This window comes from Hymenobacter sedentarius (assembly GCF_001507645.1).
Classification (GTDB): Bacteria; Bacteroidota; Bacteroidia; order Cytophagales; family Hymenobacteraceae; genus Hymenobacter; species Hymenobacter sedentarius.
Genome location: NZ_CP013909.1, coordinates 4548025 through 4572682, shown reverse-complemented (window position 1 = coordinate 4572682; position 24658 = coordinate 4548025). Strand labels below are relative to the sequence as shown.

The 24658-nt window shown below is 63.4% G+C and carries 14 protein-coding genes and 1 riboswitch; of the genes, 9 read left to right on the top strand and 5 right to left on the bottom strand.

What is annotated here, in order from left to right; genetic code table 11:
• Positions 1 to 101: 101 nt before the first annotated feature.
• Positions 102 to 2639, bottom strand: coding sequence for a cellulase family glycosylhydrolase (locus tag AUC43_RS18645; protein ID WP_157781174.1), 2538 nt, complete (start codon positions 2637 to 2639; stop codon positions 102 to 104).
• Positions 2640 to 3039: 400 nt separating this feature from the next.
• Between AUC43_RS18645 and galK the strand changes: the two genes are divergently transcribed.
• The 6 genes from galK to AUC43_RS18615 all read left to right on the top strand — a co-directional run bounded on the left by galK (position 3040) and on the right by AUC43_RS18615 (position 12336).
• Entirely contained in the window at positions 3040 to 4215 is a 1176-nt protein-coding gene (gene galK / locus AUC43_RS18640; protein ID WP_068197284.1) for a galactokinase, read from the top strand.
• Positions 4216 to 4468: 253 nt separating this feature from the next.
• Positions 4469 to 5512 carry a UDP-glucose--hexose-1-phosphate uridylyltransferase gene (locus AUC43_RS18635; protein WP_068197280.1) on the top strand — a complete coding sequence of 348 codons (1044 nt, stop codon included), beginning with the start codon at positions 4469 to 4471 and terminating at the stop codon, positions 5510 to 5512.
• A gap of 277 nt (positions 5513 to 5789) precedes the next feature.
• On the top strand, positions 5790 to 6515 hold the full coding sequence (locus tag AUC43_RS18630; RefSeq protein ID WP_068197277.1) for a 3'-5' exonuclease: 726 nt from the start codon (positions 5790 to 5792) through the stop codon (positions 6513 to 6515).
• Positions 6516 to 6744: 229 nt separating this feature from the next.
• Positions 6745 to 8652, top strand: a complete 1908-nt coding sequence (locus tag AUC43_RS18625; RefSeq protein ID WP_068197274.1) for a DUF294 nucleotidyltransferase-like domain-containing protein — start codon at positions 6745 to 6747, stop codon at positions 8650 to 8652.
• A gap of 171 nt (positions 8653 to 8823) precedes the next feature.
• Positions 8824 to 9681, top strand: coding sequence for a hypothetical protein (locus tag AUC43_RS18620; RefSeq protein WP_068197270.1), 858 nt, complete (start codon positions 8824 to 8826; stop codon positions 9679 to 9681).
• Between the two features lie 444 nt (positions 9682 to 10125).
• Complete coding sequence (locus AUC43_RS18615; protein WP_068197267.1) at positions 10126 to 12336, top strand: bifunctional alpha,alpha-trehalose-phosphate synthase (UDP-forming)/trehalose-phosphatase; 2211 nt, start codon at positions 10126 to 10128, stop codon at positions 12334 to 12336.
• A 195-nt stretch (positions 12337 to 12531) separates the two neighbouring features.
• Here the strand turns inward: AUC43_RS18615 and AUC43_RS18610 are convergent, their stop codons facing one another.
• The 4 genes from AUC43_RS18610 to AUC43_RS18595 all read right to left on the bottom strand — a co-directional run bounded on the left by AUC43_RS18610 (position 12532) and on the right by AUC43_RS18595 (position 18357).
• Positions 12532 to 12789 (bottom strand): hypothetical protein, encoded by a 258-nt coding sequence (locus tag AUC43_RS18610; protein ID WP_068197263.1) that lies wholly within the window; start codon positions 12787 to 12789, stop codon positions 12532 to 12534.
• A gap of 88 nt (positions 12790 to 12877) precedes the next feature.
• Positions 12878 to 15442: a PAS domain-containing sensor histidine kinase gene (locus AUC43_RS20625; RefSeq protein ID WP_068197258.1), complete on the bottom strand. Its 2565-nt coding sequence runs from the start codon at positions 15440 to 15442 to the stop codon at positions 12878 to 12880.
• Between the two features lie 300 nt (positions 15443 to 15742).
• A complete protein-coding gene (locus AUC43_RS18600) occupies positions 15743 to 17056 on the bottom strand; it encodes a voltage-gated chloride channel family protein (RefSeq protein WP_335340904.1) in 1314 nt (437 codons plus the stop codon).
• Between the two features lie 53 nt (positions 17057 to 17109).
• Positions 17110 to 17185, bottom strand: a riboswitch (Fluoride riboswitch).
• A 161-nt stretch (positions 17186 to 17346) separates the two neighbouring features.
• Complete coding sequence (locus AUC43_RS18595) at positions 17347 to 18357, bottom strand: YihY/virulence factor BrkB family protein (protein ID WP_068197254.1); 1011 nt, start codon at positions 18355 to 18357, stop codon at positions 17347 to 17349.
• A 160-nt stretch (positions 18358 to 18517) separates the two neighbouring features.
• On the opposite strand from AUC43_RS18595, the gene AUC43_RS18590 reads away from it, so the two are divergent.
• The 3 genes from AUC43_RS18590 to AUC43_RS18580 all read left to right on the top strand — a co-directional run bounded on the left by AUC43_RS18590 (position 18518) and on the right by AUC43_RS18580 (position 24644).
• Positions 18518 to 19813 (top strand): metal-dependent hydrolase family protein, encoded by a 1296-nt coding sequence (locus tag AUC43_RS18590; RefSeq protein WP_068197251.1) that lies wholly within the window; start codon positions 18518 to 18520, stop codon positions 19811 to 19813.
• A 120-nt stretch (positions 19814 to 19933) separates the two neighbouring features.
• Complete coding sequence (locus AUC43_RS18585) at positions 19934 to 22003, top strand: S9 family peptidase (RefSeq protein ID WP_068197249.1); 2070 nt, start codon at positions 19934 to 19936, stop codon at positions 22001 to 22003.
• A 337-nt stretch (positions 22004 to 22340) separates the two neighbouring features.
• Positions 22341 to 24644 carry a molybdopterin oxidoreductase family protein gene (locus AUC43_RS18580; protein WP_068197246.1) on the top strand — a complete coding sequence of 768 codons (2304 nt, stop codon included), beginning with the start codon at positions 22341 to 22343 and terminating at the stop codon, positions 24642 to 24644.
• Positions 24645 to 24658 lie beyond the last annotated feature (14 nt).

The window sequence follows — 24658 nt, the reverse complement described above, 5'->3', positions numbered from 1 at the left end:
GGTGATGCTCAGAAAAACAGATGAGCGGTTGTTATTAAAAGTGCTGTAGAGACACACGTGGTTACGTCCCTTTAGCTAAATATTGAGCGGGCCGAATAAGCTTAGCGGCGTAGAAAAACCCACTCGATGTCGACGTTAACCGGGGTGCCCGTGGCAGGAGCCGCGTCCCATACTACTTGCAGTACTTCGGCATTGGCAAGCTTGAAGGGGGGCTGGCTGGCGGCCTGGAACGTGAGGGGCAGGAAGCCAGGGTAGGGGCGCGGCACCAGCAGCAGCGGGGCGGGCTGAAAGGCACTCAGCGGAATGCGCACTTCCTGCATTTCGGCGCCCAGCGGCAGCGAGGCAGAGTAAGCGTGGGCGTCTTTGGTGGCCAGAGTCACGGTGACGCGGGCGTTGGGCTGGCTGCTGCGGGCCCGCACCACCAGCTCCTTGAGGTTGGTTAGGTCGGGCTGGCGGGTAGCCATTCTATCGCCGAAGTACACGCGCAGGCTGGCGGCGGGGCCGGTGGGGGCTGGCTGCCCGGGGCGCGGCGGGCCTTGCAGCAGGCGCAGGGCTAGGGCGCCGTCGGGCATGGTCACGTAGTCAGTCCAGGTATTGGGCGCAATGCCTTGGGCCTCGATGCGGTCCTGGTCCTGGTTGGCCTGGAAGAGCGGCAGCGGCGTGCCGGGCCCCACAATGGGCACTTCGTAGTGCTCGGGGTGGGTGTAGTCCCAGTCGCGGGGCTGGCCGCTGAAACCGCCGGGGAAAGTGAGGGCCTGGGCGCCTTTTCGCAACACTATCCAGTAGCGGAGCTGGCCGGCGTAGAGCAGGTCGGCGGGCACGGTGGTTTCCACGGTGGCGTAGGCGGTGCTGGTCATGGGCAGCGTGCGGGTGCGGCCGTAGTAATGTTGAGCTACCAGAAACACGCTGTCGGTGGGAGCCAGGCCGGTGAGGGTGGCAGCGATGCGCAGCGGCTGGCCGGTCATGGCCTGGGCGGGCGCGGTGTGCCGCACCTGGGGGCCCAGCGCGCTGGGGGCCGGCGCCACAAATTCGCCTAGCTTGAGGTGGTGGAAGGCGGTTTGTGCGGTGAAGGCAGTAGTGGACTTGCCGGCGGCGGCCAGTAAGTACACGCCGGGCCGCACGGTGGTGCTGCCCGCGGTGGCCTGGGTTTGGGCGGTGTTGCCTTCGTTCAGGCCTTTCAAGGAGAAGTTTTGGCCCAGGTCACTTAGCTCAATTTGCAGTGGCTGCTCGTTCCACAGTATCTGCGTGACGGGCTTGCTGAGCGAGGCTCTCTCAAACGGGTCGCGGATGGCCACGGCGTCGGGCATCACCTCGAGGCGCCACACACCAGAGGCCAGCTTGTCGAGGAAGTAGGCGCCCGTGCCGCTGTAGCGCACAACTGCCGATGAGCCCACGCCGGCCACGTGCTGCAGCTTGGCCGCTTGCGCAGGGGCCGTGGCCGTGTTGGCGGTGTAGTAGAATTCCTCCGGCGTGTTCATCTCGCTCAGGCCCCGGCGGTAGCTCACATGGAAGCCGTTGAAGACGGAATCCTGCGGGTAGCGCCCGAAGGTCTGCCCGCGCTTCACGTTCCGGAACACTTTGCCCGCAATCAGCAAACTCAGGGCCTTGGCCGGCGTGTAGGCCAGGTTGAGGTAGTGGGTCTGGTATTCGGTGTTGGCGTAGGCAATGGCCAGGGGGTCGTAGGCAAACTGCGTGGCCCACTGAAAGCCGGCCTCGCGTAAGCTGCGCGCCATAAACGGGTACATCACCGGCTGGATAATGTCGGCCGACTCGAACTCGTACACCATCTTGGCCTTGGAGGTGAAGCGCGCATCCTGGCGGTAGGGGATGGGGTACTGGTCCACAAACGGCAGGAAGTTGCCGCGCAGCGTGTGGTTGCTCACCAGCCCCTGCGGGTACCACTGAAACGTGAGGCCGTCGACCTTGGCGTTGAGCACGGCCTCGTACACGTCGGGGTTTTCCGACACGTTGTAGAACACCGGCTTGCGGCAGCCCGTGGCCCGAATGGCCTGGGCCATGCGGTCGGCAAAGCTGGTGATTTCGGCTTCGGGCTTGTGGTACTTGGGCTCGTTGCACACCTCAAAGGCGATGATGTTCGGGTCGGCGCGGTTGAGCTGCTGGGTGTAGGGGTTGCGGTGGTTGAGAAACTGCGTGAGGTAGCGCTCCTGGGCCGCGATGGCGTGCGGGTTGGTGTAGGCCTGGCTCTTGGAATAGATGCTGGAAAAGCCCGTGCCGGTGTCCTTCTCGGGGTAGCCGTTGTTCCAGTAAGCAATGGGCGTAAGGATGATTTTTATGCCGCGCTGCTTGAGCTGATTCACCAGGAAGTCGAGCAGGCGCAGGTGCTCGTTCTCCAGCAAGTTGCCGGTGGTGTCCGTGATTTCCACGTCCCACACGTGCACCCGAAACGCATCGACGCCCAGCCGCGCCAGGTGGTACACGTCCTGCGCAATGGCCTGCTCGTGGGGCACGCCCAGCTTCTGGTGGGCCCGGTAGGAGTAGGCAAACGGCGTGGTGTAGTTAACGCCAAACAAAGCCACTTCCTGCTTGCCTTTCTGCCAGCGCAGCACGCCTTTCTTATCCACGAAGACATCGCCGCTGGGCTCCCGTTCGCCCCCTAGGACTTGGGCTACGACTGGCACAATCGTTTGATAAAGCAGCGCAAGAAAAAACAGATAACGACTGCCAGCAAGCATATACCGAAGCGGGCGAAGGGGTAGGGCGGGTATCGTCATGCGGGGGTGGCCAACGCGGGCGGCAGAAGGTGAACAATGAGCTGGTTAGGCCCGGAAAGCGGTATTGGGGCTCCGGCAGGGCCGGCCGCACCGGGCCGCCCTAGCGTACGTGGGCGAGCCAGCGCCCGTGGGCCGGGCCAGAGCCAGCGGTTCCCGTTGCCAACACAAAGGTTGGTGTATATACTGGAATTGCGCACTACTTTTCGGGTGTCGCGCGCTATTGGCCGCTTTTAAAGTCCCAAGTTGCGTACGCTTTTACGCCATTCGGCTCAATTTCCTCCTTTTGCCTTCATTCCCGCTTTCGCTTATGCCAGCACCTCTTGCCCAAGCCGTTCTCGCCGAATTCAAACAGCATTTTGGCTATGAGCCCATGCTGGTGCGGGCGCCCGGCCGCGTCAACCTCATCGGCGAGCACACCGACTACAACGGCGGCTACGTGCTGCCGGCGGCCATCGACAAGGAGGCAATTTTTGCGGTGGGCCTGAACGGAGGCACTGAAATCCGGCTCATCTCCCACGACTTGGGCGAGACCTTCACGCTGGCCAATGTGGCCGAAGTAAGCCCCAGCGAAACCCATTGGGCCAACTACCTGCTGGGCGTGGTGGCCCAGCTCCAGGAGCGCGGCGTGGTGGTGCCGGGGTTCGACTGCGTGTTTGGGGCCAACATTCCGGTGGGAGCGGGCATGTCGTCGTCGGCGGCGTTGGAGTGCGGGCTGGCCTTTGCGCTCAACCACCTGCTGCACGCCAACATTGGGCTAATGGAGCTGGCCCACGTGGCCCAGAAGGCCGAGCACACCTACGCCGGGGTGCAGTGCGGCCTCATGGACCAGTTTGCCAGCCTGTTTGGGCGCGCGGGGCAGGTGGTGCGGCTCGATTGCCGCTCGCTCGAGTACGCGTACTTTCCTTTCGATACCACGGCCAGCCGCATTGTGCTCTGCAACTCGGGCGTGAAGCACAGCTTGGCCACCTCGGCCTACAACACCCGCCGCGAGGAGTGCGAGCGCGGCGTGGCCGTACTGCAGCAATACTATCCCGCCGTGCAAAGCCTGCGCGACGCCACCGTGGCCCAGCTCGACGCCCACCGCGACGAGCTGGGCGACACCGTGTACCGCCGCTGCGCCTACGTGGTGAAGGAAAATGGCCGCGTCGAAACCGGCTGCCGCCACCTCGAAGCCGGCGACCTCGCCGCCTTTGGGCAGGACATGTACGCCTCCCACGCCGGCCTGCGCGACGACTACGAAGTGAGCTGCGTGGAGCTGGATGCGCTGGTGGAAGCGGCCCGCGGCGTGCCCGGCGTATATGGCTCCCGCATGATGGGCGGCGGTTTTGGCGGCTGCACCATCAACCTTGTCGCGCCCGAGCACGTCGACGAATTCATTGCGCACGTTAGCGCGGCGTATCAGCAACAGTTCGGCCGCGTGCCCGAAACCTACCAGACGACCATTGTGGCCGGGGTAAGTTCGCTAGCCGCGGCGGCCCAATAACCCAAGAAGGTCATGCTGAGCGGGCGTCTGCGCAGCCGAAGCATCTCTACATCAATACTAATTATAATCGCCTGTCATGCAGAGCGCAGCGAAGCATCTTATCGCCGCGGAACGACTCGTTCGAACCTGATAAGATGCTTCGCCAGCTCAGCATGACAGACGGTTGGTTTAACTGCTGCACGCGAGATGCTTCGGCTGCACGAACGCCCGATAAGCATGACCGTTGCTATTAAGACTAAAAAAACCTCAATCTATGGCTTCTTTCGATAGCACCGAACACCCGCACCGTCGCTTCAATGCCTTATCCGGCGAATGGGTGCTGGTGTCGCCGCACCGCTCCCGGCGCCCCTGGCAGGGCCAGCAGGAGGAGGCCGAAACCGAGCAGCGCCCCGCCTACGACCCCACCTGCTACCTCTGCCCCGGCAACAGCCGCGTGGGCGGCGAAATAAACCCGCCCTACGCCAGCACGTTCGTGTTCAACAATGACTTCGGCGCGCTGCAGGCCGAGGTGCCCACCGGCAGCATCAACCAGGGCGGCCTGCTGCTGGCCGAGGCCGAGTCGGGCGTGTGCCGGGTAATCTGCTTCTCGCCGCGCCACGACCTGACGCTGCCCGAAATGACGGTGCCCGCCATCCGGCAGGTGGTGGACTTATGGGTGGAGGAATTCCAGACCCTCAGCACCCGCCCCGACATCAACTACGTGCAGATTTTCGAGAACAAGGGCGCCATGATGGGCTGCTCCAACCCGCACCCGCACGGCCAGATTTGGGCCCAGCGCACCGTGCCCGGCGAGCCCGCTAAGGAAAGCGTGCAGCAGCTGGCCTACTTTCAGGAACACGGCCGCACGCTGCTGAGCGACTACCTGGCCATTGAGCTGGAAAAGAAGGAACGGATAGTGCTCGAAAACGAGCATTTTGTGGTGTTGGTGCCGTTCTGGGCCGTGTGGCCCTTCGAAACCCTGCTGGTGGCCCGCCGGCCCGTTCAGGACATCACCCAGCTCACTGCCCCCGAGCGCGACGCGCTGGCTGACGCCCTGCGCCGCCTCACCATCCGCTACGACAACCTGTTCAACATCTCCTTCCCGTACTCAGCCGGCCTGCACCAGCGCCCCACCGACGGGCAGGAGCATCCCGAGTGGCACTTGCACATGCATTTCTACCCGCCACTGCTGCGCTCGGCCACCGTGCGTAAGTTTATGGTTGGATACGAAATGCTCGGCGACCCGCAGCGCGATGTTACCCCCGAATTCAGCGCTGGGCGGCTGCGCGAGCAATCGGAAGTGCATTATAAGAGTTAAGAATGAGGAATGAAGAATGGACGGACGACTCCCCTCCTTTGATAAGGAGGGGATGTTTTCGCGCAGCGAAAACGGGGGTGGTTGGATTCGTGGCACGACACCCGAACGATTCCAGCCCAACTCGTTCGCCCATCGTGCTTTCATCGTTCAACGATTTAACCACCCCAGCTCAACTTGGCAGTTGAGCGTCCCCTCCTTACCAAGGAGGGGAGTTGTTCGTCACTCCTCACTCCTCACTCCTCATTCTTAATTCTTCATTAAGCGAAGCGTCAGCCTTGTGAGAGAATACCTCCTGTTCGTCGATACCGAAACCTCGGGCATTCCGCGCGACTGGAGCAAGCCGTATTCCAGCCGCGACAACTGGCCGCACATCGTGCAGCTGGCCTGGGTGGTGTACACCCGCGACGGCCAGGAAGTGAAGGCCGAAAACCACTACATTCAGCCCAACGACTACGACATGAGCCCGGCGTCGGGTAGCATCCACGGCCTGACGCTGGACTTTCTGCGCGCAAACGGCAAGCCCCGGCACACCGTGATGCACCGCCTGCACCGCGACCTGCTGCGCTACCACCCGCTGGTGGTAGCCCACTTCATGCAGCTCGATTACCACATGGTGAGCGTGGGATTTTACCGCGCGGGCCTGCAAAATCCGCTCGAACACCTGCCTACCTTCTGTACCATGCGCGCCACCGGCGAGCTAGTGCGCTACACCAACCGCCGCTTTCTGCGCCTCGGTGAGCTATATCAGCGCCTGTTTCAGGAGCCCATGCCCCAGCAGCACGACGCCCTGGCCGATGCCTATGCCACGGCCCGCTGCTTCTTTGAGCTGGAGCGGCAAGGCGCCGTCACCTCCGAAACCATTGCCCAGCAAGGCCCCATGGGCCTGGCCAATCCTCTAAATGCCGGCAAACCCAAGCGCCGGTTCAAAGTGGGCGTAGCCGCGTGGCTGCTGATAAGCGGGCTGGCGTTGGTAGTGCTGGCTTTTTTACTGATTGCGCGATAAAATCGAGTTTATGAGTACCACTAAACGTCATGCTGAGCTTGCCGAAGCATCTCTACCGCGCAAGTAAACTCAATCGTCTGTCATGCAGAGCGCAGCGAAACATCTTATCACGTCTCAACGACTTCGTTCAGCGGAGATAAGATGCTTCGCTGCGCTCTGCATGACAGACGGTAAAGCTGCTCCGCTCCGCATGACGTTCTAATTTTACCCGCCAAATACCCTTTCCGGCATGAGCGCACGACTCGACTTTCTTAGAACTGTAAAACCCTTCGACTTGCTGCCCGAGGAGGTGCTGGCCGAGGTGGCCGAGGCCCTGGAAGAAGTGCGCCACCCGCGCGAGGCCATCATCTACTACCAGGACGTGTCGAAGATGCGCGGGCTCGACATCATCGTGGAAGGCGAGTACGAGACGTTTTTCTACGACAGCCAGCAAAACCGGCGCGTGATAGAGTACAGCCGCCCGGGCAACTGCTACGGCGGCATCTCGGTGCTGCTCAACAAAAAACGGTCGCTGCGCACGGTGCTGGCCAAGAAAGACACCCGCGTATATTTCCTGCACCGCCGCGAGTTCCGGTCCTTGTGCCAGGCCTACGAGGAGTTCTTCCACTTCTTCACGGCGCGCTACGGCCAGCGCATGCTCAACGAGGAGTACGCCAACTTTGTGCGCCCCGCCAGCAGCGCCGGCGAAAACTACCTGGCCTCCGACCAGCTCTTTTCGCGCCGCATCGAAACGCTGGAGCTGCGCCCCGTGGCGGCCTGCCCGGCCAGCACGCCCATTCACGAAGTGGCCCGGCGCATGGCCGCGGCTCGCACCAGCTGCTACTTCATCCACAATGACGACGGGGGCGACATCAGCGGCTACGTCACTGACATTACCCTGCGCGACAAGGTAGTGGCGGGCCTGGCCGATGCCCGGCAGCCGGTGGGCGCCATCATGGATGCGCCGGTGGTGAGCATCAGCACCAAGGCCTTTGTGCACGAGGCCATTCTGCTCATGTTCCGGACCAAAACCCGCTACCTGCTGGTGGAACGGGACGGCGAGTACGTGGGCTCTTTGAGCCGCAACAAGCTCCTGACCGACGACCAGGCCCAGTCGCCGTTCATCTTCATTCAGTCGGTGAAGCAGGCCCAGGCGGTGCCCGAGCTTAAGCGCCGCTGGGAGCAGGTGCCCGAGATGGTGTTTCAGCTGCTTAACCGCGGCGTGAAGCCCGAAATTGTGAACCAGGTCATCACCACCGTATCCGATACCATTGCCCTGAAGGTGATTGAGGACACCATCGCCGAGCTAGGCCCGCCGCCGGCCAAGTTCGTGTACATGGTGCTGGGCAGCGAGGGCCGCAAAGAGCAAACCCTGCTCACCGACCAGGACAACGCCATTATCTACGAAGACAAGGCCAACGAGCAGCGCGAAACCGTGCGGGCGTACTTTCTCAAGTTTGCCGAAATCGTGTCGGACCGGCTCAACGACATTGGCTTCAGCTTCTGCGAGGGCGGGTTTATGGCCAAAAACCCCAAGTGGACCCATTCGCTCTCGCACTGGAAGCGCAACTACCTGGCGTGGATGTCCGACTCGAACCCCGAAACGGGCATGCAGTTCGCGGCGTCCTTCGACTGCCGCTACCTCTACGGCGACGCCACCATTATGCAGGAGCTGCACGAGTTTCTGGACGTGGAGCTGCAGAAGCCCATCGACCGGTTCTTCCACTACATGGCCGTGAATGCCTTGCAGTACGAGCCGCCGCTCACCTTCTTCCGCAACATCCGCACGTTTGCTGTGGGCTCGCAGCAGGTTTTCAACCTTAAGAAAACCATGTCGCCCATCGTGGATTTGGTGCGCATGTACGCCCTGAAGCACCGCATCTTCGCCACCAACACCGGCGAGCGGCTGGAGGCCCTGCGCGCGCAGGGCGTATTCACCGAGCCCGAGGTGCAGGAGCTGCTGCAGTCCTACTACTACCTCATGGGCGTGCGGCTCAAGAAGCAGGCCGTGCAGATTATGAAGGACAAAGTAGCACCCGACAACTACCTCGACCCCAAAACCCTCACCAAAGTGGAGCAGGTGACGCTAAAGGAAATATTCAAAGTCATTGCCGATTTTCAGCTCAAGATTAAGGTCGGGTTCACGAAGTCATTGTAGAAGGTAGGAGGGGCCGCCCTTCGGCCCCGGCTTTGTCCGGAATGCGTAGAGCAGTTTCGGAATCGTTGGGCAGTAGCGCGGACTTTTAGTCCGCGAGGCAGTTGGCTCTACTCACCTGCGGACTAAAAGTCCGCGCTACTGCACAGCCGTACCCTCACGCCAAACCGCTCTATGCTGTACCTACTGCGCGACATCCTATTTCCCGTGGTGGTGTTCCTGCACGCGGTGCTGATTGGGGCGCCGGCCAACCACGGGCGCGGGCCCTTCCGGCACGCGGCGTACCGCGTGCGCCGGGCCGGGCGGCTGCCCCACTCGCTGCGCGAAAGCTCGGGCCTGGCCCGGGCCGATTCGCTGCGCGGTCTGTGGACCCAGGGCGATGGCGGCACCCCGCCCGTGCTCACCCTGGTGGCGCTGCCCGACACCATCCTGCGCGCGCTCGACCTGGCCCCGCTGCCTAACCGCGACTGGGAAGACCTGGCCCAGGACCCGGCCAGCCGCCTCTACATCGGCGACTTTGGCAACAACGACAACCAGCGCCGGGACCTGGCCATCTACCGCGTCGACCCGCACCAGGCCCGCCCCGTGGTTGATACCATTGCCTTTCGCTACCCCGACCAGCGCGCGTTTCCGCCGCCCCGCGGCCGGCGTAACTTCGACTGCGAAGCCTTCTTCTGGTACCGCGACACGCTGCACCTGTTCAGCAAAGACCGCAGCCGGCGGCAGTGGACGAAGCATTACGTGGTGCCGGCCCGGCCCGGGCGCTACGTGGCCACGCTGCGCGACAGTATTCAGCTCAACCGCCCCATCACGGCCGCCGACATCAGTCCCGACGGGCGCACGGTGGCGCTGCTGGGCTACGGCGGCGTCTTTCTGTTTGGGGGCCCGCCCGGCCCGCACCTCTTCGATGGGCCCAAGCACTTCCGCGCCCTGCCCACCAGCGGCCAGGCCGAGGGCCTGGTGTTCCTCGACGATTCCACCTTTGTGGTGAGCAACGAGAAGGGCCGCCTCTACCGGGCCGCGCCGCGGTAGGCGCTTCAGTGGCCAGCCTGCGCTGCCGAGTTATGAGCAAGCGGGGGCTGGATACGTAGAGCAATTACGGGTTAGCCGAAAGCCCGATTCCGTATTTCGGGCACGCCCAGGCCTGTTTTTGCGCCGTAAATTTAAGTGAGCTATTTGTTACGGCATCTTCGGCGTAGCGATGAGCTGGGGAATACCGGTCAGTGAGATTGCACACTGCTATTGCCGCCCCAAACTACCAACACAGGCGCTCCCGCTCGTACCCAGCCGTGGGAACGTCTGTGCTGGATAGGCCACCTGCTGATTATCAGGGGTACTAGGCGGGCCCACGGCTGCGCTTGCCGTTAACTATTGGGCAAATAAAGGGACTTGAATGGGCTGTTGCCGTATAGGGAGCAGGGGATGCCCGCGTCCCAAAACCGGCTTTAGCATGGCCTTAGGCTTATATTTTACTTGATGTCCAGAACGATAATTGTTTCCAATCGCCTTCCCACCAAAGTGCAGCGCTCGGCCGAGGGCCTGACTTTCCAGCCCAGCGAAGGGGGGTTGGCCACGGGGCTGGGCTCCATTTACAAGGCCGATGGCAACGTGTGGGTGGGTTGGCCCGGCCTCTTCGTGGAAGACCCCAACGAGCAGGCGCAGGTGGCCGAGCGGCTGCAGGCCGACAGCATGGCCCCGGTGTTTCTCACCGAAGCCGAAATCCGGGATTATTACGAGGGTTTCAGCAACTCCACGCTTTGGCCTACCTTCCACTACTTCACGCAGTTTGCCACCTACGAAGACGCCCACTGGCAGGCCTACGTGGCCGCAAACGAGAAATTCTGCCAGGCCGTGCTGGCCCTGGCCGGGCCCGACGACACCATTTGGGTGCACGACTACCAGCTGCTCCTGCTGCCCGAAATGCTGCGCCGGGCCCGGCCCGAGGCCACCATTGGCTTCTTCCTGCACATTCCGTTTCCGTCCTACGAGCTGATTCGGGTGCTGCCCTGGGGCGCCGCGCTGCTCAATGGCATGCTCGGGGCCGACCTGATTGGCTTCCACACCTTTGGCTATATGCGGCACTTCCTGAGCGCGGTGTCGCACATGGTGGGCTACAGCAACCAGAACGGGATAGTGGAAACCCCCACCCGCAGCGTGCTGGTCGATGCCTTTCCCATGGGCATCGACTACCAGCGCTATGCCGAAGCCGCGGTGTCGGCAGAAGCCGAAGCCCACCAGCGCACCTACCGCGCCGCCATGCGCGGGGTGCGGGTGGTGCTGTCCATCGACCGGCTCGACTACACCAAGGGCATTGCCCAGCGGCTGCGGGCCTTCGAGCAGCTGCTGGTGCGCCACCCCGAATGGAGCGGCCAGGTGAGCCTGCTGATGGTGGTGGTGCCCTCGCGCGACCAGGTGGCGCAGTACCAGGAGCTCAAGGTCGAAATCGACGAGCTGGTGGGCCGCATCAACGCCCAGCACAGCACCATCACCTGGAACCCCATTCACTACTTCTACCGCTCCTTCCCGTTTGAGGAACTGGCGGGGCTGTACCGCCTGGCCGACGTGGCGCTGGTGACGCCCATGCGCGACGGCATGAACCTGGTGGCCAAGGAGTTTGTGGCCTGCAAAACCAACCAGCGCGGCGTGCTCATCCTCAGCGAGCGGGCTGGGGCTGCGCGGGAGCTCTCCGATGCGCTGCTCATCAACCCCACCGACCTCAACCAGCTGGTGGAGGCCATGCACGAGGCCCTGCACATGCCCGAAGACGAGCAAATCGCGCACATGGCCAGCATGCAGGCCCTGGTGCGGCAGTACGATGTGTTTGCCTGGACCAATCTGTTTATGGAGCGCCTGGCGTATAGCAAGATAAAACAGCAAACCATGTCCACCGACGTCCTCGATGCCGAGGCTACTGCCCAACTGCTGCGCGACTACCAGGCCGCCAGCCACCGCCTGCTGCTGCTCGACTACGACGGCACGCTGGTGGGCTTCCACCCCAACCCGCAGCGGGCCAACCCCGACGCGGAGCTGCTGCAGTTGCTGGGCACGCTTGCGCACGACCCGCACAACCGCGTGGTCATCATCAGCGGGCGCGACCGCACCACCCTGGAAAAGTGGTTGGGCCACCTGCCGGTCGGCTTCATTGCCGAGCACGGCGTGTGGCTGCGCCGGGTGGGCGAAGACTGGAGCCTCTTCCAGGAGCTGCGGGCCGACTGGAAGCCGGAGCTGCGGCCCGTGCTGGAGCAGTACGTGCGCCGCACCGCCGGCTCGTTTATCGAGGAGAAAGACTACTCCCTGGTGTGGCACTACCGCCGCGTAGACGCCGAGCTGGGGGCCGTGCGCGCCCGCGAGCTCATGAGCCACCTCACCTTCATCACCTCCAACACCGACCTGCAGGTGCTGGAAGGCAACAAGGTCATCGAAATCAAGACCGCCGGCATCAACAAGGGCACCGCGGCCTCCCGCTGGCTCAGCTCCGACCCGCCCGAATTTACCCTGGCCATCGGCGACGACCGCACCGACGAGGACACCTTCGGCGCCCTGCCGCCCGAAGCCTACACCGTGAAGGTGGGCGGCGCCCCCCGCTCGCTGGCCCGCTACTCCATCGCCAGCCCCGCCGACGTGCGCACCCTGCTGCGCAGCCTGCAGAAGGAGACCATTCAGATTGGGATTGGGGAGGAGCGGTAAGGCAGCTCGCTCACAGTCATCTGTAACCGGCTGTCATGCAGAGCGCAGCGAAGCATCTTATCACCGCAGAACGACTTGTTCAAACGTGATAAGATGCTTCGCTGCGCTCTGCATGACAGCCGATTTGGTTACTTATGCGGTAAAGATGCTTCGCTACGCTCTGCATGACCGGCAGCAATTCAGCCCACCCCCCACTCACCGCATGATTTTGCCGTGCAAATCCCAGTGGCTGGATTTCACCTCCATGCTGTTGGGCTGGCGCTTGATGGTGCGGGTGTAGCGCTGGCCGGCAATGAGGCCATCGGGCCGGCGCTTGCCGAAAAACAAGGTCACGGGCTCGCCGTGCTCGTTGGTGACGAAGGTGATGTCGTAGCCCTTAAACACGTCGTCGATGCTGGTGGAGGGCTCAAACGTCTTGCTCAGTTTCTTGTGGAGCTCGCGGTGCAGGGGCATGGGCCGGGGTAGAATGGTGAGTGGTTTTTTACGCCTACTCTTCCCCCGGTGGTTGGCGGTTGCGCCGTTTTTTTAGCTCAATTTCCTGCTAAGCCGACAGGGGCGCTGGCGGCAGCGGGGCACTGGGCACGCGAATACGAATTAGGGTGCCCCGCTCCGGCGACGATGCCAGGTACAGCTGGCCGTCGAGCAGCTTCACCCGGTCGTGCAGGGCGTTGAGGCCCATGCCGGCCTTGCGGGGCTGGGCGGGGTCGAAGCCGCGGCCGTTGTCGCTGACTTGCAGCTCCAGCCAGCCGTCGTGCGCGGTGAGCTGCAGGTGGGCTTCGGTGGCGTCGGCGTGCTTGGCGATGTTGTTGACCAGCTCCTGCGCCATGCGGTACACGGCCAGCGCCAGCGACGGGCTGAGCGGCGGCAAGGCCCCCGCCGTGCAGTGCAGGCGCAGCGGCGCGCTGTTGAAATCCTGGCAAATGGCCCGGATGGCCACGGCCAAGCCAAAGTCCTGCAGAATGGTGGGCAGGAGCTGGTGCGAGAGCGTACGGGTCTGGGCAATGGCCGTGGTCAGCATTTTCACGGCCTTGCGCTTGCCTTCGGCAAAAGCGCTGGCACCGGCGGTGGCCGAGAGCTGGTCGAGGTGCAGCTGGGCGGCGTAGAGCAGCTGGCCCAGGCCGTTGTGCAGGCTTTCGGCAATGCGGCGGCGCTCAACTTCCTGGGCGTCGAGCACGGCGTTGGCCAGCTGCTGCTGCTGGGCCAGCTGCAGGCGCAGCAGCTCGGCCGTGGCCCGCTTGCGGGCCGTGATGTCGTGCCAGGTCACCACCAGCCCGTCGCCGAGCGGGGCGGCCGACACGTGAAACCACACCTCGGCCCCATCGGTAACGTAATGGTGCTCAAAATCAGAAGGCTGCTGCTGCTCCACCACGTGCCGGAAGCGGGCAAACACGCCGCTGAGCTGCAAGTCGGCCTGCTGCACCAGCAGGCGCTGGCCCACCAGGTTGGTGCGCTGCAGCAGGCGGTGGGCGGCTTCGTTGGTGAGCACCCATTCGAAATCGACCAGGGCCCCGGCCGCGTCGCGCACGCTTGTCAGCACTTCGAGGCTGTCGAGGGTGGCGTTAAAAATGGCGTGGAGCAAGTCCTTGCTATCGCGCAGCGCCTGCTCCGAGGCCTTGCGGTCGGTGATGTCGAGCGAGGCAGAAATGATGCCGTCGTCGAGCCGCGTATACGAAGCGTCGAACCACATTTTGGCAAAGCCAAAGTCATGGTAGAGCTCCAGCCGCTGCGGCCGGCCCGTTTCTAATACTTCCGTTATGCGCTGCCAGATGGGGAGCTTTTGCAGGCCCGGCAGCTGCTCCGACATCAGCTGGCCACTGCCGCCGCTGGGCATGCCCAGGCGCTCCACCATGGTCTGGTTGAGGGTGTCGGAACGCAGGTCCACCAGCTGGCCCCGCTTGTTGCGCACGGCGCGGTAGTACCCCAGCTGCACCGGCACGGCCTCAAAAATGGCGTTCAGCCGCTCGTTGGCGTGGCTCAGCTGCAGCTCGGTGCTTTTGCGGGAGGTAATGTCTTTGACGGTGGCCACCACGCCGCCGCTCATCTGCACGGCCGTCCACCGGTACCAGGCGGGGGTGCCGTCGCCTTCGTAGTATTGCTCCGTGTCGAGGCGCTGGCCCGTTTCGGCGGTTTCCACCAGCTTGTCAAACATGTCCTGGACTTTGGCGTGCGGCCACAGCGCCAGCATGCGCAGGCTGCTGGCCTGGCAGCCCGCCATCTCATTGGCGGCGGCGTTGGCCAGCACAATGTCAAAGTCAACGATGCGGCCAGCGGCATCGCGCACGCTGCGCAGCGCATACAAGGCCAGCACCGAGCTGTTGAACACGGCTTCGAGCAGGTCCTTGCTCACGCGCAGCTCGTCTTCGGCCTGTTTCAGCTCCGTAATATCGCGGGCAATGACCAGCACGCGGTGCACCCGGCCGTCGACAAACTCCGGCACCAGGCGGGAGTAAAAGTGCTGTTCGCCCGCGGGCGTCGTGTATTGGTTGTAATGCGTCTGGGGCTCGCCGGTGTCGAATACGCACTGTAGCTTTTTGGTGAAGTGCTCCAAGTTAGCGCCCGGTACCTCCATCTCAGCCAGTGTTTTGCCGATGAGGGCCGCCGCCGAAAGTCCCGTGCGGGCTTGCAGCGCCGGGTTGGCGTAGCGCAGGCGCAGGTCGGCGTCCCAGCGGGTGATGACGTCGGGAATGTTGTCGGCCAGGGCCAGGTACTGGCGGTGCTGCTCTCGCTGCTGCGTGATGTCCTGCCAGTACACCAGCACCTCGGCTTCGGCGGGCTGGGTGCTCATGGCTATCCACTCCTGGCAGTCGGGCAGGAAAAACTCGCCCGTGACGGAGCCGGCCGCGCCGGGGGCTTCGAGCAGGGCTTGCCGGAGCCCGGCCGGAAAGCTGGCCGGAACGAGCGGGGCCAGCAGCCGGCCCACCAGCTCGTGGGCGGGGCGCCCCAGCAGGCGCGTGGCCTGGGGGTTTACCAGCTTTAGCTCTCCCTGCCGGTCCAGCACCAGCACGGCCCACGGCATCAGCTCCAGCACCCGGTGGGCTAGCGCGGGCGCGGGGCCGCCCGCTGCCGAAACGGAGGAAGATGGGTGGGGGAGGTGGTCGGTTATCATCCAGAAGATATTGCACCGGCCAAGGCCGGGAAGGTGCATCGCCGCCCCAGAAGGCGCCATTCATACTCCACCCGCACCACCTGCTGCGCCGATAATGAGCATGAAGTAACGCAATTGTTGAGTCAAATCAAAGCTCAGCCATTGACCAACATTCGGGGAATCAATTGATTCTATGCCTGGGGCTGCGCCGCCAGGGCCGGGCCTCATGGCCAGTAGCCCAACGGGATAGCCACCGTACTGCTGCCGGCATAGCGGGCCCATACCGGCAGGGCCTTGCTGCGGAGCCCGTTGGGAAAATGGCTAGTTTTTTTTGCGGTGCGCCGAAATCTCGCCCAACTGCCGGCCCTGCTCCCGGCCAAAGCGCAGGTGCTTGGCGTGCCCAATGACCTGGGCCGAATAAATGCCGGTGTGCCCCGAAAACAGGTAGGCCGCCGCGCAGGCCAGGGCCAGGTACACGCCGCCGTGGGCGCCAAACAGCTCAAGCCCCATCAAGGTACAGGCCAGCGGCGTGTTGGCCGCGCCCGCAAACACGGCCACAAAGCCCATGGCCGCCAGCAGCGCCACCGGCAGCGGCAGCACCACCGCCAGCGCCGAGCCCAGCGCCGCCCCAATAAAGAACAGCGGCGTAACCTCGCCGCCCTTGAAGCCGCTGCCCAAGGTGAGGGCCGTGAGCCCCAGCTTGAGCAGGAAGTCTTGGGGCGGCAGCGGGGCCTGAAACGCCGCCACGATGGTAGGAATGCCCAGCCCAATGTACTTGGTGGTGCCCAGCGCCGCCACGGCCAGCGCCACCAGCCCGCCGCCCACCACGGGCCGCAGCGGCGGGTAGCCAATGCGCCCAAACAGGCGCGTGAGCTGGTGCGTGAGCGCGGCAAAGCCGCGGGCCGTGAGCCCAAACAACACGCCGCACCCCACCGCGAGCAGCAGCCCGCCCGCCGTGATGGGCGGCACCGCCAGCTGCGGGTAGGCCGTGTGGCCCACGCCCCAGGCCTTGGTAACCAAGTCGGCGCACACGGCGGCCAGAAAGCTCGGCACGATGGCGTCGTAGCGAATGGAGCCAATCAGGAAGACTTCGAGCCCGAATACGGCCCCGGCCAGCGGCGTGCCGAACACCGACGCAAACCCCGCGCTGATGCCGGCAATGAGTAGAATCTTTCGGTCGCGCGGCCGTAGCCCCAGCAGGCGCGTGAGCTGGTCGGCCAAGGTGCCGCCCATTTGCACGGCCGTGCCCTCGCGGCCCGCCGAGCCGCCAAACAAATGCGTAGTCAGCGTGCCAAACAGCACCAGCGGCGCCATGCGCAAGGGAATCACCTGGCGCGGGTTGTGGATTTCATCGATAAGCAGGTTGCTGCCTTTCACCACGCTCTGGCCCAGGTAGTGGTAGCTGGCCCCAACGACGAAGCCGCCCGCTGGCAGCAGCCAGATAACCCAGCGGTGCGCCTCGCGCCAGGCCGTCACCCAGTCGAGTGCCACGAGAAAGAAGGCCGACGCCGAGCCCACCAGCCCGCCCACCACGGCGCAAATCAGCAGCCAGCGCAGCAGGAAAAGCAGGTGGGGCGTTTGCTCCATGGCCAGCACGGGCCGGAGCAGCGAAAAAGGGGAGGGGCGAACAGCCACAGGCAATAGGGATAAGCTGACAAAAAACCACGCTCCGCGGGCACGAGGCCGTGGTAGGCGTAGGAGTCATCAGCGCAGCGCCCCAAAGGCACTGGCGGTTCAAGGTGGTACCCCATCACCGGGTTTGGAGCCCAAAGATATGTGGTTGGGCTATCAAATAAAACCGCTTGGGCTGCCTGGCTATTCACCGGCTGTGGCCCTTGCTTTCCCTTAGGAGAGTTGATAAGTCGTAAAAGTTTAGCTCTACTGGTAATGCACGTCGAGCGAACGGTCAGGGTGCTTCCGGCCCGTTATCTGCTTCTACCCATCCTTTTCCGGTCCAGGTCGTCTTTGGTGCGCTGCAATTCTCGCTCGAGGTTTTCCCGGTTTTCTTCGTTCTCTCGCACACTCATTTCTTTGCTTTCTACTTGCACTGTTTGCACCAGCACGGCTTGCTTGTTGGGCTGGATTTCGGTGCCGTATTTAATAACGTAGCACTTGGTGAATTCGGCCCCGAAATACAGAATGATGGTGGAGTAATAAATCCACAGCAGCAAGACCACCAGCGACCCCGCCGTGCCATACGCGGTGCCCACGTTGCTGTTTTTGAGGTAGAGCGTGATGCCGAATTTGCCCAGCATGAAGAGCAGGGCCGTGAACACGGCGCCCACCGCCACGTCCTTCCAGCGAATAATGGCATCGGGCAACACCTTGTAAATGATGGCAAACAGGGCCGACGTAATCAGCAGCGTCAGGAGCAGGTTGGCCACATACACCAGGATTACCGTGGTATCCGGGAAGATTTCTTTCAGCCTGCCCATCAGCCCTTCCACTAGGCCGGTAATAATCAGCGAGACAATGAGCAGGAAGCCCAGGCTGACAATCAGCAGAAACGACGTGGCCCTCGACTGCAACACCTGGCGCCAGCCCGCATTGGGCTTAATCTTGAGCTGCCAGATGGTGTTTATCGAGTCCTGCATTTCGGTAAACAGGCCGGTGGCGGCGATGGTCAGCGTCACGAAGCCAATCAGCGCGTTCAGCTTGTTGTTGCCATCAAAGGCCGCGCTCCTGATAATGTCCTGCACCTGAAGCGCCGCTTTGGCACCCACCAGCGCCTGAATCTGCCCAAACAGCTTGCCTTCCACGGCCTGCTGCTGCCAGAGCAGCTCCGAAGTGAAGATGATGACCATGAGCATGGGCCCCAGCGAAAAGATGGCGTAGTAAGCCAGGGCGGCGCTTAGCTTAGGCACCTTATCGTGCGAAAACCCCGCGCCGGTCTGCTTGAATACCTCCCAGATGCCTTTTGCAGTAAGCTGATTCATGGGCTGGTGTTAATGAATAATGGGGCTGAAATGCCTGGGCCAAGTGCCAGAGCCAGCAGGTATGGCTGGCGGCGTATTTGGCGCAATATTGCTGCATCTCCGCTGGCGGTTTACTTCAACTGCCGTTTGCAAAGCCACCTCGTCTAACTCCTTCACCGCCATGCGCAACTTATACCTTCTTTCGTTTCTGCTTTTTGCTTTGGGGCATCCCTCGGTTTCAATTGCGCAAGTCAAAGCCCTTCACTTCGGGAAAGTGGTGGACGGCCAGGGCAAAGTCATTACGAATGCCGTCGTCCTCGTAGACGCCGACCGTATCATTAAAGTCGGTCCTGAAAAGGACGTGACCATCCCGGCCAATGCCGAAACCATTGACTTAAAGGCCTACACGGCCATTCCGGGGTTAATCGACGCCCACACCCATATGTCATTTTATTGGGACAAAACGCCCGGCACCAATCCCTGGGGCCAGCTGGGCACCTTGGGCTCCGGCGTCACCCTGTTTTTAGCCCAAGAGAATGCCCGCAAAACCCTCGAAACCGGCGTCACCACCGTCCGCGACCTGGGCTCGTTTGACAACATCGACATTTCCCTGCGCGACCTCATCAACCGGGGCGCCATGCCGGGGCCGCGCATGTTTGTGGCCGCCAACGGCTTGCACATCACCAGCACGCCGTATAAAGTTGGCTCAATTCCGGATGCGGGCCAGTGCGATGGGGTAGAGGGCGTGCAGCGCGCGGCCCGGCAGCAGCTGGCCGCCGGCGCCGACTGGATAAAAATGTACGGCTCCACCGGCAGCGACAAGGACGTAACCGGCTTCCAGACCTTTAGCTACGAGGAGATGAAGGCCGCGGCCGATGTGGCCCATTACGCCGGCAAGCGCATTGCCATTCATTCCTACGGCCCCGATGGCGCCCGCGACGCGGTGCGGGCCGGCACCAATACCGTGGAACACGCCATCGATATGGACGATGCCACCCTGGCCACCATGGCCCGCAAAGGCATTATCTACGTCCCAACGGTGGAGCACAACCGCTACTACATCGCCCACAAAGACGAGTATGGCTACGACGCCAAAGTAGTGGCCGGCCTAAACCAGTACGTTGAGAAAAACTTCGCCACCCTGAAGCGGGCCGTGAAAGCCAACGTGAAAATTGCCATGGGGTCCGACGCCGTGTTTACCGGCTTTGGCGAGAACACCCGGGAGCTGGAGTGGTTTGTGAAAGCGGGCATGACCCCTGCGCAAGCCCTGAGAACCGCCACCACCACCGGCGCCGAAATGCTGGGCATGGAAAAGGAGCTAGGCGCCATTGCGCCTGGCTATTTCGCCGACCTGGTGGCCGTGGAAGGCGACCCGCTCAAAAACATAACGGTGGTCATCAACCACGTGAAATGGGTGATGAAAGGCGGCAAAGTCGCCGTGGACCACACCCCGCAGGCCGCCGCCAAAACGCACTGAGCAAGGGGGTAGGGGCGGGGTAATAAGCTGGACATTTGGTTTTTAACTTATTGCCAATCGGCTCAATTCATGTATCTTGTGGGGAAATACCACTTCCATCACATTATTATCCCGGCTTTGATGAACAACCTACTATTCCGCTGGCGCCTCGCTTGCCTCTGGCTTTTGCTGCCGCTGGCTGGCCTGCGCGCCCAGTCCCGCCCGTTTGAGCTGGCCGACCTGGCCAAGCTCACCGGCCTTTCCGACCCGCAGTTTTCGCCCGATGGCCAGACCATTGCCATGGTCGTGTCGACGCCCGACTACGCCGAGGACCGTTTCCATACCAGCCTGGTGCTGGTGACCGCGGCCAACGGCACGCAGCGCGCCCTCGTGGAGCGGCGCGCCGGCCTGAGCCAGCCGCGCTGGTCGCCTAGCGGCCGGGAGCTGGCCTTCCTAGCCAAAACCGGCTTTGGCAAAGACTCCCTGCCCCAGCTCTATATCCAGACGCTGCCCAACGGGGAGCTCCGACAGGTGACGCGCGCCCGCAAAGGCGTGCAGCACTACGCCTGGCGCCCCGATGGCCAGGCCCTGGCCTACGTAACCGCCGATGCGGCCGACCACTCAGCCGGCCCGCCCGACAAGGGCTACGACGCCTTTGAAATCGGCAACAACGACCTGTTTTTGACGGCGGCCCCAACGCCATCGCACATCTGGCTGGTGCCCGCCGCGGGCGGGGCTCCGACGCGGCTCACCTCCGGTACCTGGAGCCTGCCGGTCACCATTCCGCCCGGGGCGCCCTCCTCGCCTTTGTCCTGGAGCCCCGATGGCAAAATGCTGGCCTTTGTGAAAGTGCCCTCGCCCCACTCCGGCAACGGCAACATGCGGGCTATCCAGCTGCTCACCGTGGCCACGGGCGCGATTCGGCCCCTCACGGGCCGGGCCTCGCTGGAGGGCTACCCGTCGTTTTCGCCCGATGGCAGCCAGGTGGCGTATTGGTATCCCCGCGAGGGCAATACCATGAACATCAATGAAGTGTGGGTGGCCCCGGCATCGGGGGGACAGGGCAAGAACCTGACGCCCACGCTCGACCGCGACGTGTTTCGCTCCATCTGGATGCCCGATGGCAAGTCGCTGCTCCTGGGCGGGCTCGACGGCAACCGCACCTCGCTGTGGCTGCAGCCGCTGAAGGGTGGCGCGGCCCGCAAGCTTTCCCTGGGCACGGTTAGCCCAAACTGGTCGTTTTGGGTGGATGTGGCTGTCAGCAACAACGGCCGCATTGCCTTCATCGGCACCGACCCCGGCCAGCCCGCTGAGCTCTTTTACATGGCTTCCGCCTCGGCCAAGCCCAAGCGCCTCACCGATTTCCACCACGACGTAAAAGCCCTGCAATTGGGCAAAGCCCAGACCCTGACCTGGAAGTCCGACGGCGTGGAGAACGACGGTGAGCTGACCTACCCGGCCAACTACACCCCGGGCAAAACCTACCCGCTGGTGCTCGTTATCCACGGGGGCCCCACGGCGGCTTCCACGGCTACTTTCTCGTCGCTGTCTCAGCTGTTTGCCGGCCGCGGCTACTTCGTGTTTGAGCCCAACTACCGGGGCAGCGACAACCTGGGCAACGCCTACAAAGCCGCCATCTTCAAGGACGCGGGCGCGGGCCCGGGCCGCGACGTGATGGCGGGCCTGGCCCAGCTCAAGCGCAGCGGCATGGTAGACACGACCCGCATCGGCGTAAGCGGCTGGTCATACGGCGGGTACATGACCGTGTGGCTGCTTGGGCACTACCCCACCACCTGGAAAGCAGCCGTGGCCGGCGCATCCGTAACCGACTGGCTGGACCAGTACAACCTGGGCGACTCCAACATTCAGCGCGCGGCCGCTATCGGCCCTTCGCCCTGGCTGAGCGAAGACAATGCCCGCTCGTACCGCGAGCAGTCGCCCATTACCCTGGCGGGCCGCATCCGCACCCCCACGCTCATTCTGGCCAATACCGGCGACCCGCGGGTGCCCATTACCCAATCATACAAGCTCTACCACGCCCTGCAGGACAATGGGGTGCCCACCAAGTTCATCGCCTGGCCCGTGGCCGCGCACAACGCCAGCGACCCCGTGCGGCAGCGCGAGCGCAACCGCTTCTGGCTGGAGTGGATGGATACCTACCTGCAGCCCGGTGCCCGCCCAGCCCTGCCGCGGACTACCGGCTCCAATTAAATGGCCGGCTGAGCCAAAGCTTCTGGAGCTGCTTTTGAGCTTACTGATTTCAGCGTAGCGAAGAAAATTGAAACGTTAAAAAAAAGGCCTTCACAATTAGGTGAAGGCCTTTTTTATGGTCCTAAGAATAATAGACTGTCGGCCCTCAGGGGTTGAGCCAAATTCCTGGCATTAAAATAAAATTAAAAATCGCCGGATTACTATCTACTTTTTGATTCGGGCTCCCGTACTATTCGCAATCGCGCTGGGGCCGGAATCTGTCTGATTCGGCTGCCCGGCTGGCCGTTGCGTGTGCTAAGCAACAAGCAGCTGCTATTCACTTTTGCTCCCTGCTACCATGAACGAAACGCGCGACAGCATCCAGGACATTTGGGGACCCCGCACGCCCCACGAGGGCTACTGGCCCCAACGCGTGGACGAGCGCACCACCGAAGAGCCCCACCACTGGGTGCAGTCGGCCTGCGTGCTCTGCTCCAACTGCTGCGGCCTGGATATCGGCGTGCGCGACGGCCGCATTGTGGGCGTGCGCGGCCGGGCCGTCGACCGCGTCAACCACGGCCGGCTGGGGCCCAAGGGCCTCCACGCCTGGGAAGCCAACCACAGCCCCGACCGCCTCACCACGCCGCTCATCCGGCGCAACGGCCAGCTGGAGCCCGCCACCTGGGACGAGGCCATGAGCCTGATTGTAAGCAAGTCCAAGGAGCTGCTGGCCGAAGGCCACAGCAGCGCCATCGGCTTCTATACCTCGGGGCAGCTCTTTATTGAGGAATACTACACGCTGGGCGTGCTGGGCAAAGCCGGCCTGGGCACGCCCCACATGGACGGCAACACCCGCCTGTGCACGGCCACGGCCGGCGCTGCGCTCAAGCTCTCCTTCGGCACCGACGGGCAGGCCGGCTCCTTCGCCGACCTCGACACCACCGAGGCCGTGCTGCTGGTGGGCCACAACATGGCCTCGCAGCAAACCGTGCTCTGGGCCCGCATCCTCGACCGGCTGGCCAGCGTGAACCCGCCCAAGCTCGTCGTGATTGACCCGCGCCTGACTTACACCGCCCAGCACGCCACCGTGCACCTGGCCCCGCGCGTGGGCACCAACGTGGCCGTGCTCAACGGCTTGCTTCACCTTATCATCGAAAACGGGCAGATCGACTACGACTTCGTGAGCGACCACACCGTGGGCTTTGAGGAGCTGGTGCGCACCGTGGGCAAGTGGACGCCCGAGCGCGTGGAAGCCCTGACGGGCGTGCCGGCCGCCAAGCTGCGCGCCGCCGCCCACATCCTGGGCACCTGCCAAACGCTGGTATCCACGGCGCTGCAGGGGGTGTACCAGTCGATGCAGGCCACGGCGGCGGCCGTGCAGGTAAACAACATCAACCTGCTGCGGGGCCTGATTGGCTCGCCCGGCAACGCCATCCTGCAGATGAACGGGCAGCCCACTTCGCAGAACACCCGCGAGTGCGGCGCCGACGGCGACCTGCCCGGCTTCCGCAACTGGGACAACCCCGCCCACATCGCCGACCTGGCCCGCATCTGGAACGTCGACTTGGACAAGATTCCGCACTGGGCGCCGCCCACGCACGCCATGCAAATCTGGCGCTACTGCGAAACCGGCTCCATCAAGCTGCTCTGGATTCAGGCCACCAACCCGGCCGTAAGCCTGCCGGACTTGGGCCGCATCCGCAAGATTTTGCAGCAGCAAGACCTGCTGGTGGTGGTAGAAGACGCGTTTATGACCGAAACCGGCCAGCTGGCCGATGTGGTGCTGCCCGCCGCCATCTGGGGCGAGAAAACCGGCACCTTCACCAACACCGACCGCACGGTGCACCTGTCCTATAAGGCCATTGAGCCGCCCGGGCAGGCGCGCTCCGATTTCGACATCCTGCTGGACTACGCCGCCCGCATGGACTTCCGCGACAAAGACGGGCAGCCGCTCATTAAGTGGCGCACGCCGGAAGAGGCGTTTGAGGCCTGGAAGGTGTGCAGCAAGGGCCGCCCCTGCGACTATTCGGGCATGAGCTACGCCCTGCTCACCGGCGGCTCGGGCATCCAGTGGCCCTGCAACGAGCAGCACCCCCACGGCGCTGCCCACCTCTACACCGACCACGTCTTCAACACCCACTTCGACTACTGCGAAACCTACGGCTACGACCTGGAAACCGGCGCCGAAAAGCAGCCCGAAGAGTACCAGGCCAACGACCCCGACGGCCGCGCCGTGCTGTTGGCCGCCGACTACGAGCCGCCCCACGAAGCGCCCGACGAGGCCTACCCGCTGTGGTTTACCTCGGGCCGGGTGGTGTACCACTTCCACACCCGCACCAAAACCGGCCGCGCCCACGCCCTCCACCACGCGGCCCCCGAGGGCTTCGTGCAGCTGTCGGAAGAAGACGCAGCCCGCTACGGCATCGCCACCGGCGACCTAGTGGAGGTAACCTCGCGGCGCGGCCACGCCACCGAGCCAGCCCGCGTGGGCGGCATCGAGCCGGGCCTGATATTTATGCCCTTCCACTACGGCTACTGGGACGAGCCCAAGGACGGCCGCCCGCGTGCCGCCAACGAGCTCACCCTCACCGAGTGGGACCCCATCAGCAAGCAGCCGCATTTCAAGTACGCCGCCGTTCGCATTCGCAAAGTCCACGCCTAGCCCGGGTTTCCGCG

Bases quoted from the DNA above. Each gene is read 5' to 3' on its own strand.
- galK (WP_068197284.1), top strand. From the start codon at position 3,040: ATGCCAGCACCTCTTGCCCAAGCCGTTCTCGCCGAATTCAAACAGCAT.
- AUC43_RS18635 (WP_068197280.1), top strand. From the start codon at position 4,469: ATGGCTTCTTTCGATAGCACCGAACACCCGCACCGTCGCTTCAATGCC.
- AUC43_RS18625 (WP_068197274.1), top strand. From the start codon at position 6,745: ATGAGCGCACGACTCGACTTTCTTAGAACTGTAAAACCCTTCGACTTG.
- AUC43_RS18620 (WP_068197270.1), top strand. From the start codon at position 8,824: ATGCTGTACCTACTGCGCGACATCCTATTTCCCGTGGTGGTGTTCCTG.
- AUC43_RS18615 (WP_068197267.1), top strand. From the start codon at position 10,126: ATGTCCAGAACGATAATTGTTTCCAATCGCCTTCCCACCAAAGTGCAG.
- AUC43_RS18610 (WP_068197263.1), bottom strand. From the start codon at position 12,789: ATGCCCCTGCACCGCGAGCTCCACAAGAAACTGAGCAAGACGTTTGAG.
- AUC43_RS20625 (WP_068197258.1), bottom strand. From the start codon at position 15,442: ATGATAACCGACCACCTCCCCCACCCATCTTCCTCCGTTTCGGCAGCG.
- AUC43_RS18595 (WP_068197254.1), bottom strand. From the start codon at position 18,357: ATGAATCAGCTTACTGCAAAAGGCATCTGGGAGGTATTCAAGCAGACC.
- AUC43_RS18590 (WP_068197251.1), top strand. From the start codon at position 18,518: ATGCGCAACTTATACCTTCTTTCGTTTCTGCTTTTTGCTTTGGGGCAT.
- AUC43_RS18585 (WP_068197249.1), top strand. From the start codon at position 19,934: ATGAACAACCTACTATTCCGCTGGCGCCTCGCTTGCCTCTGGCTTTTG.
- AUC43_RS18580 (WP_068197246.1), top strand. From the start codon at position 22,341: ATGAACGAAACGCGCGACAGCATCCAGGACATTTGGGGACCCCGCACG.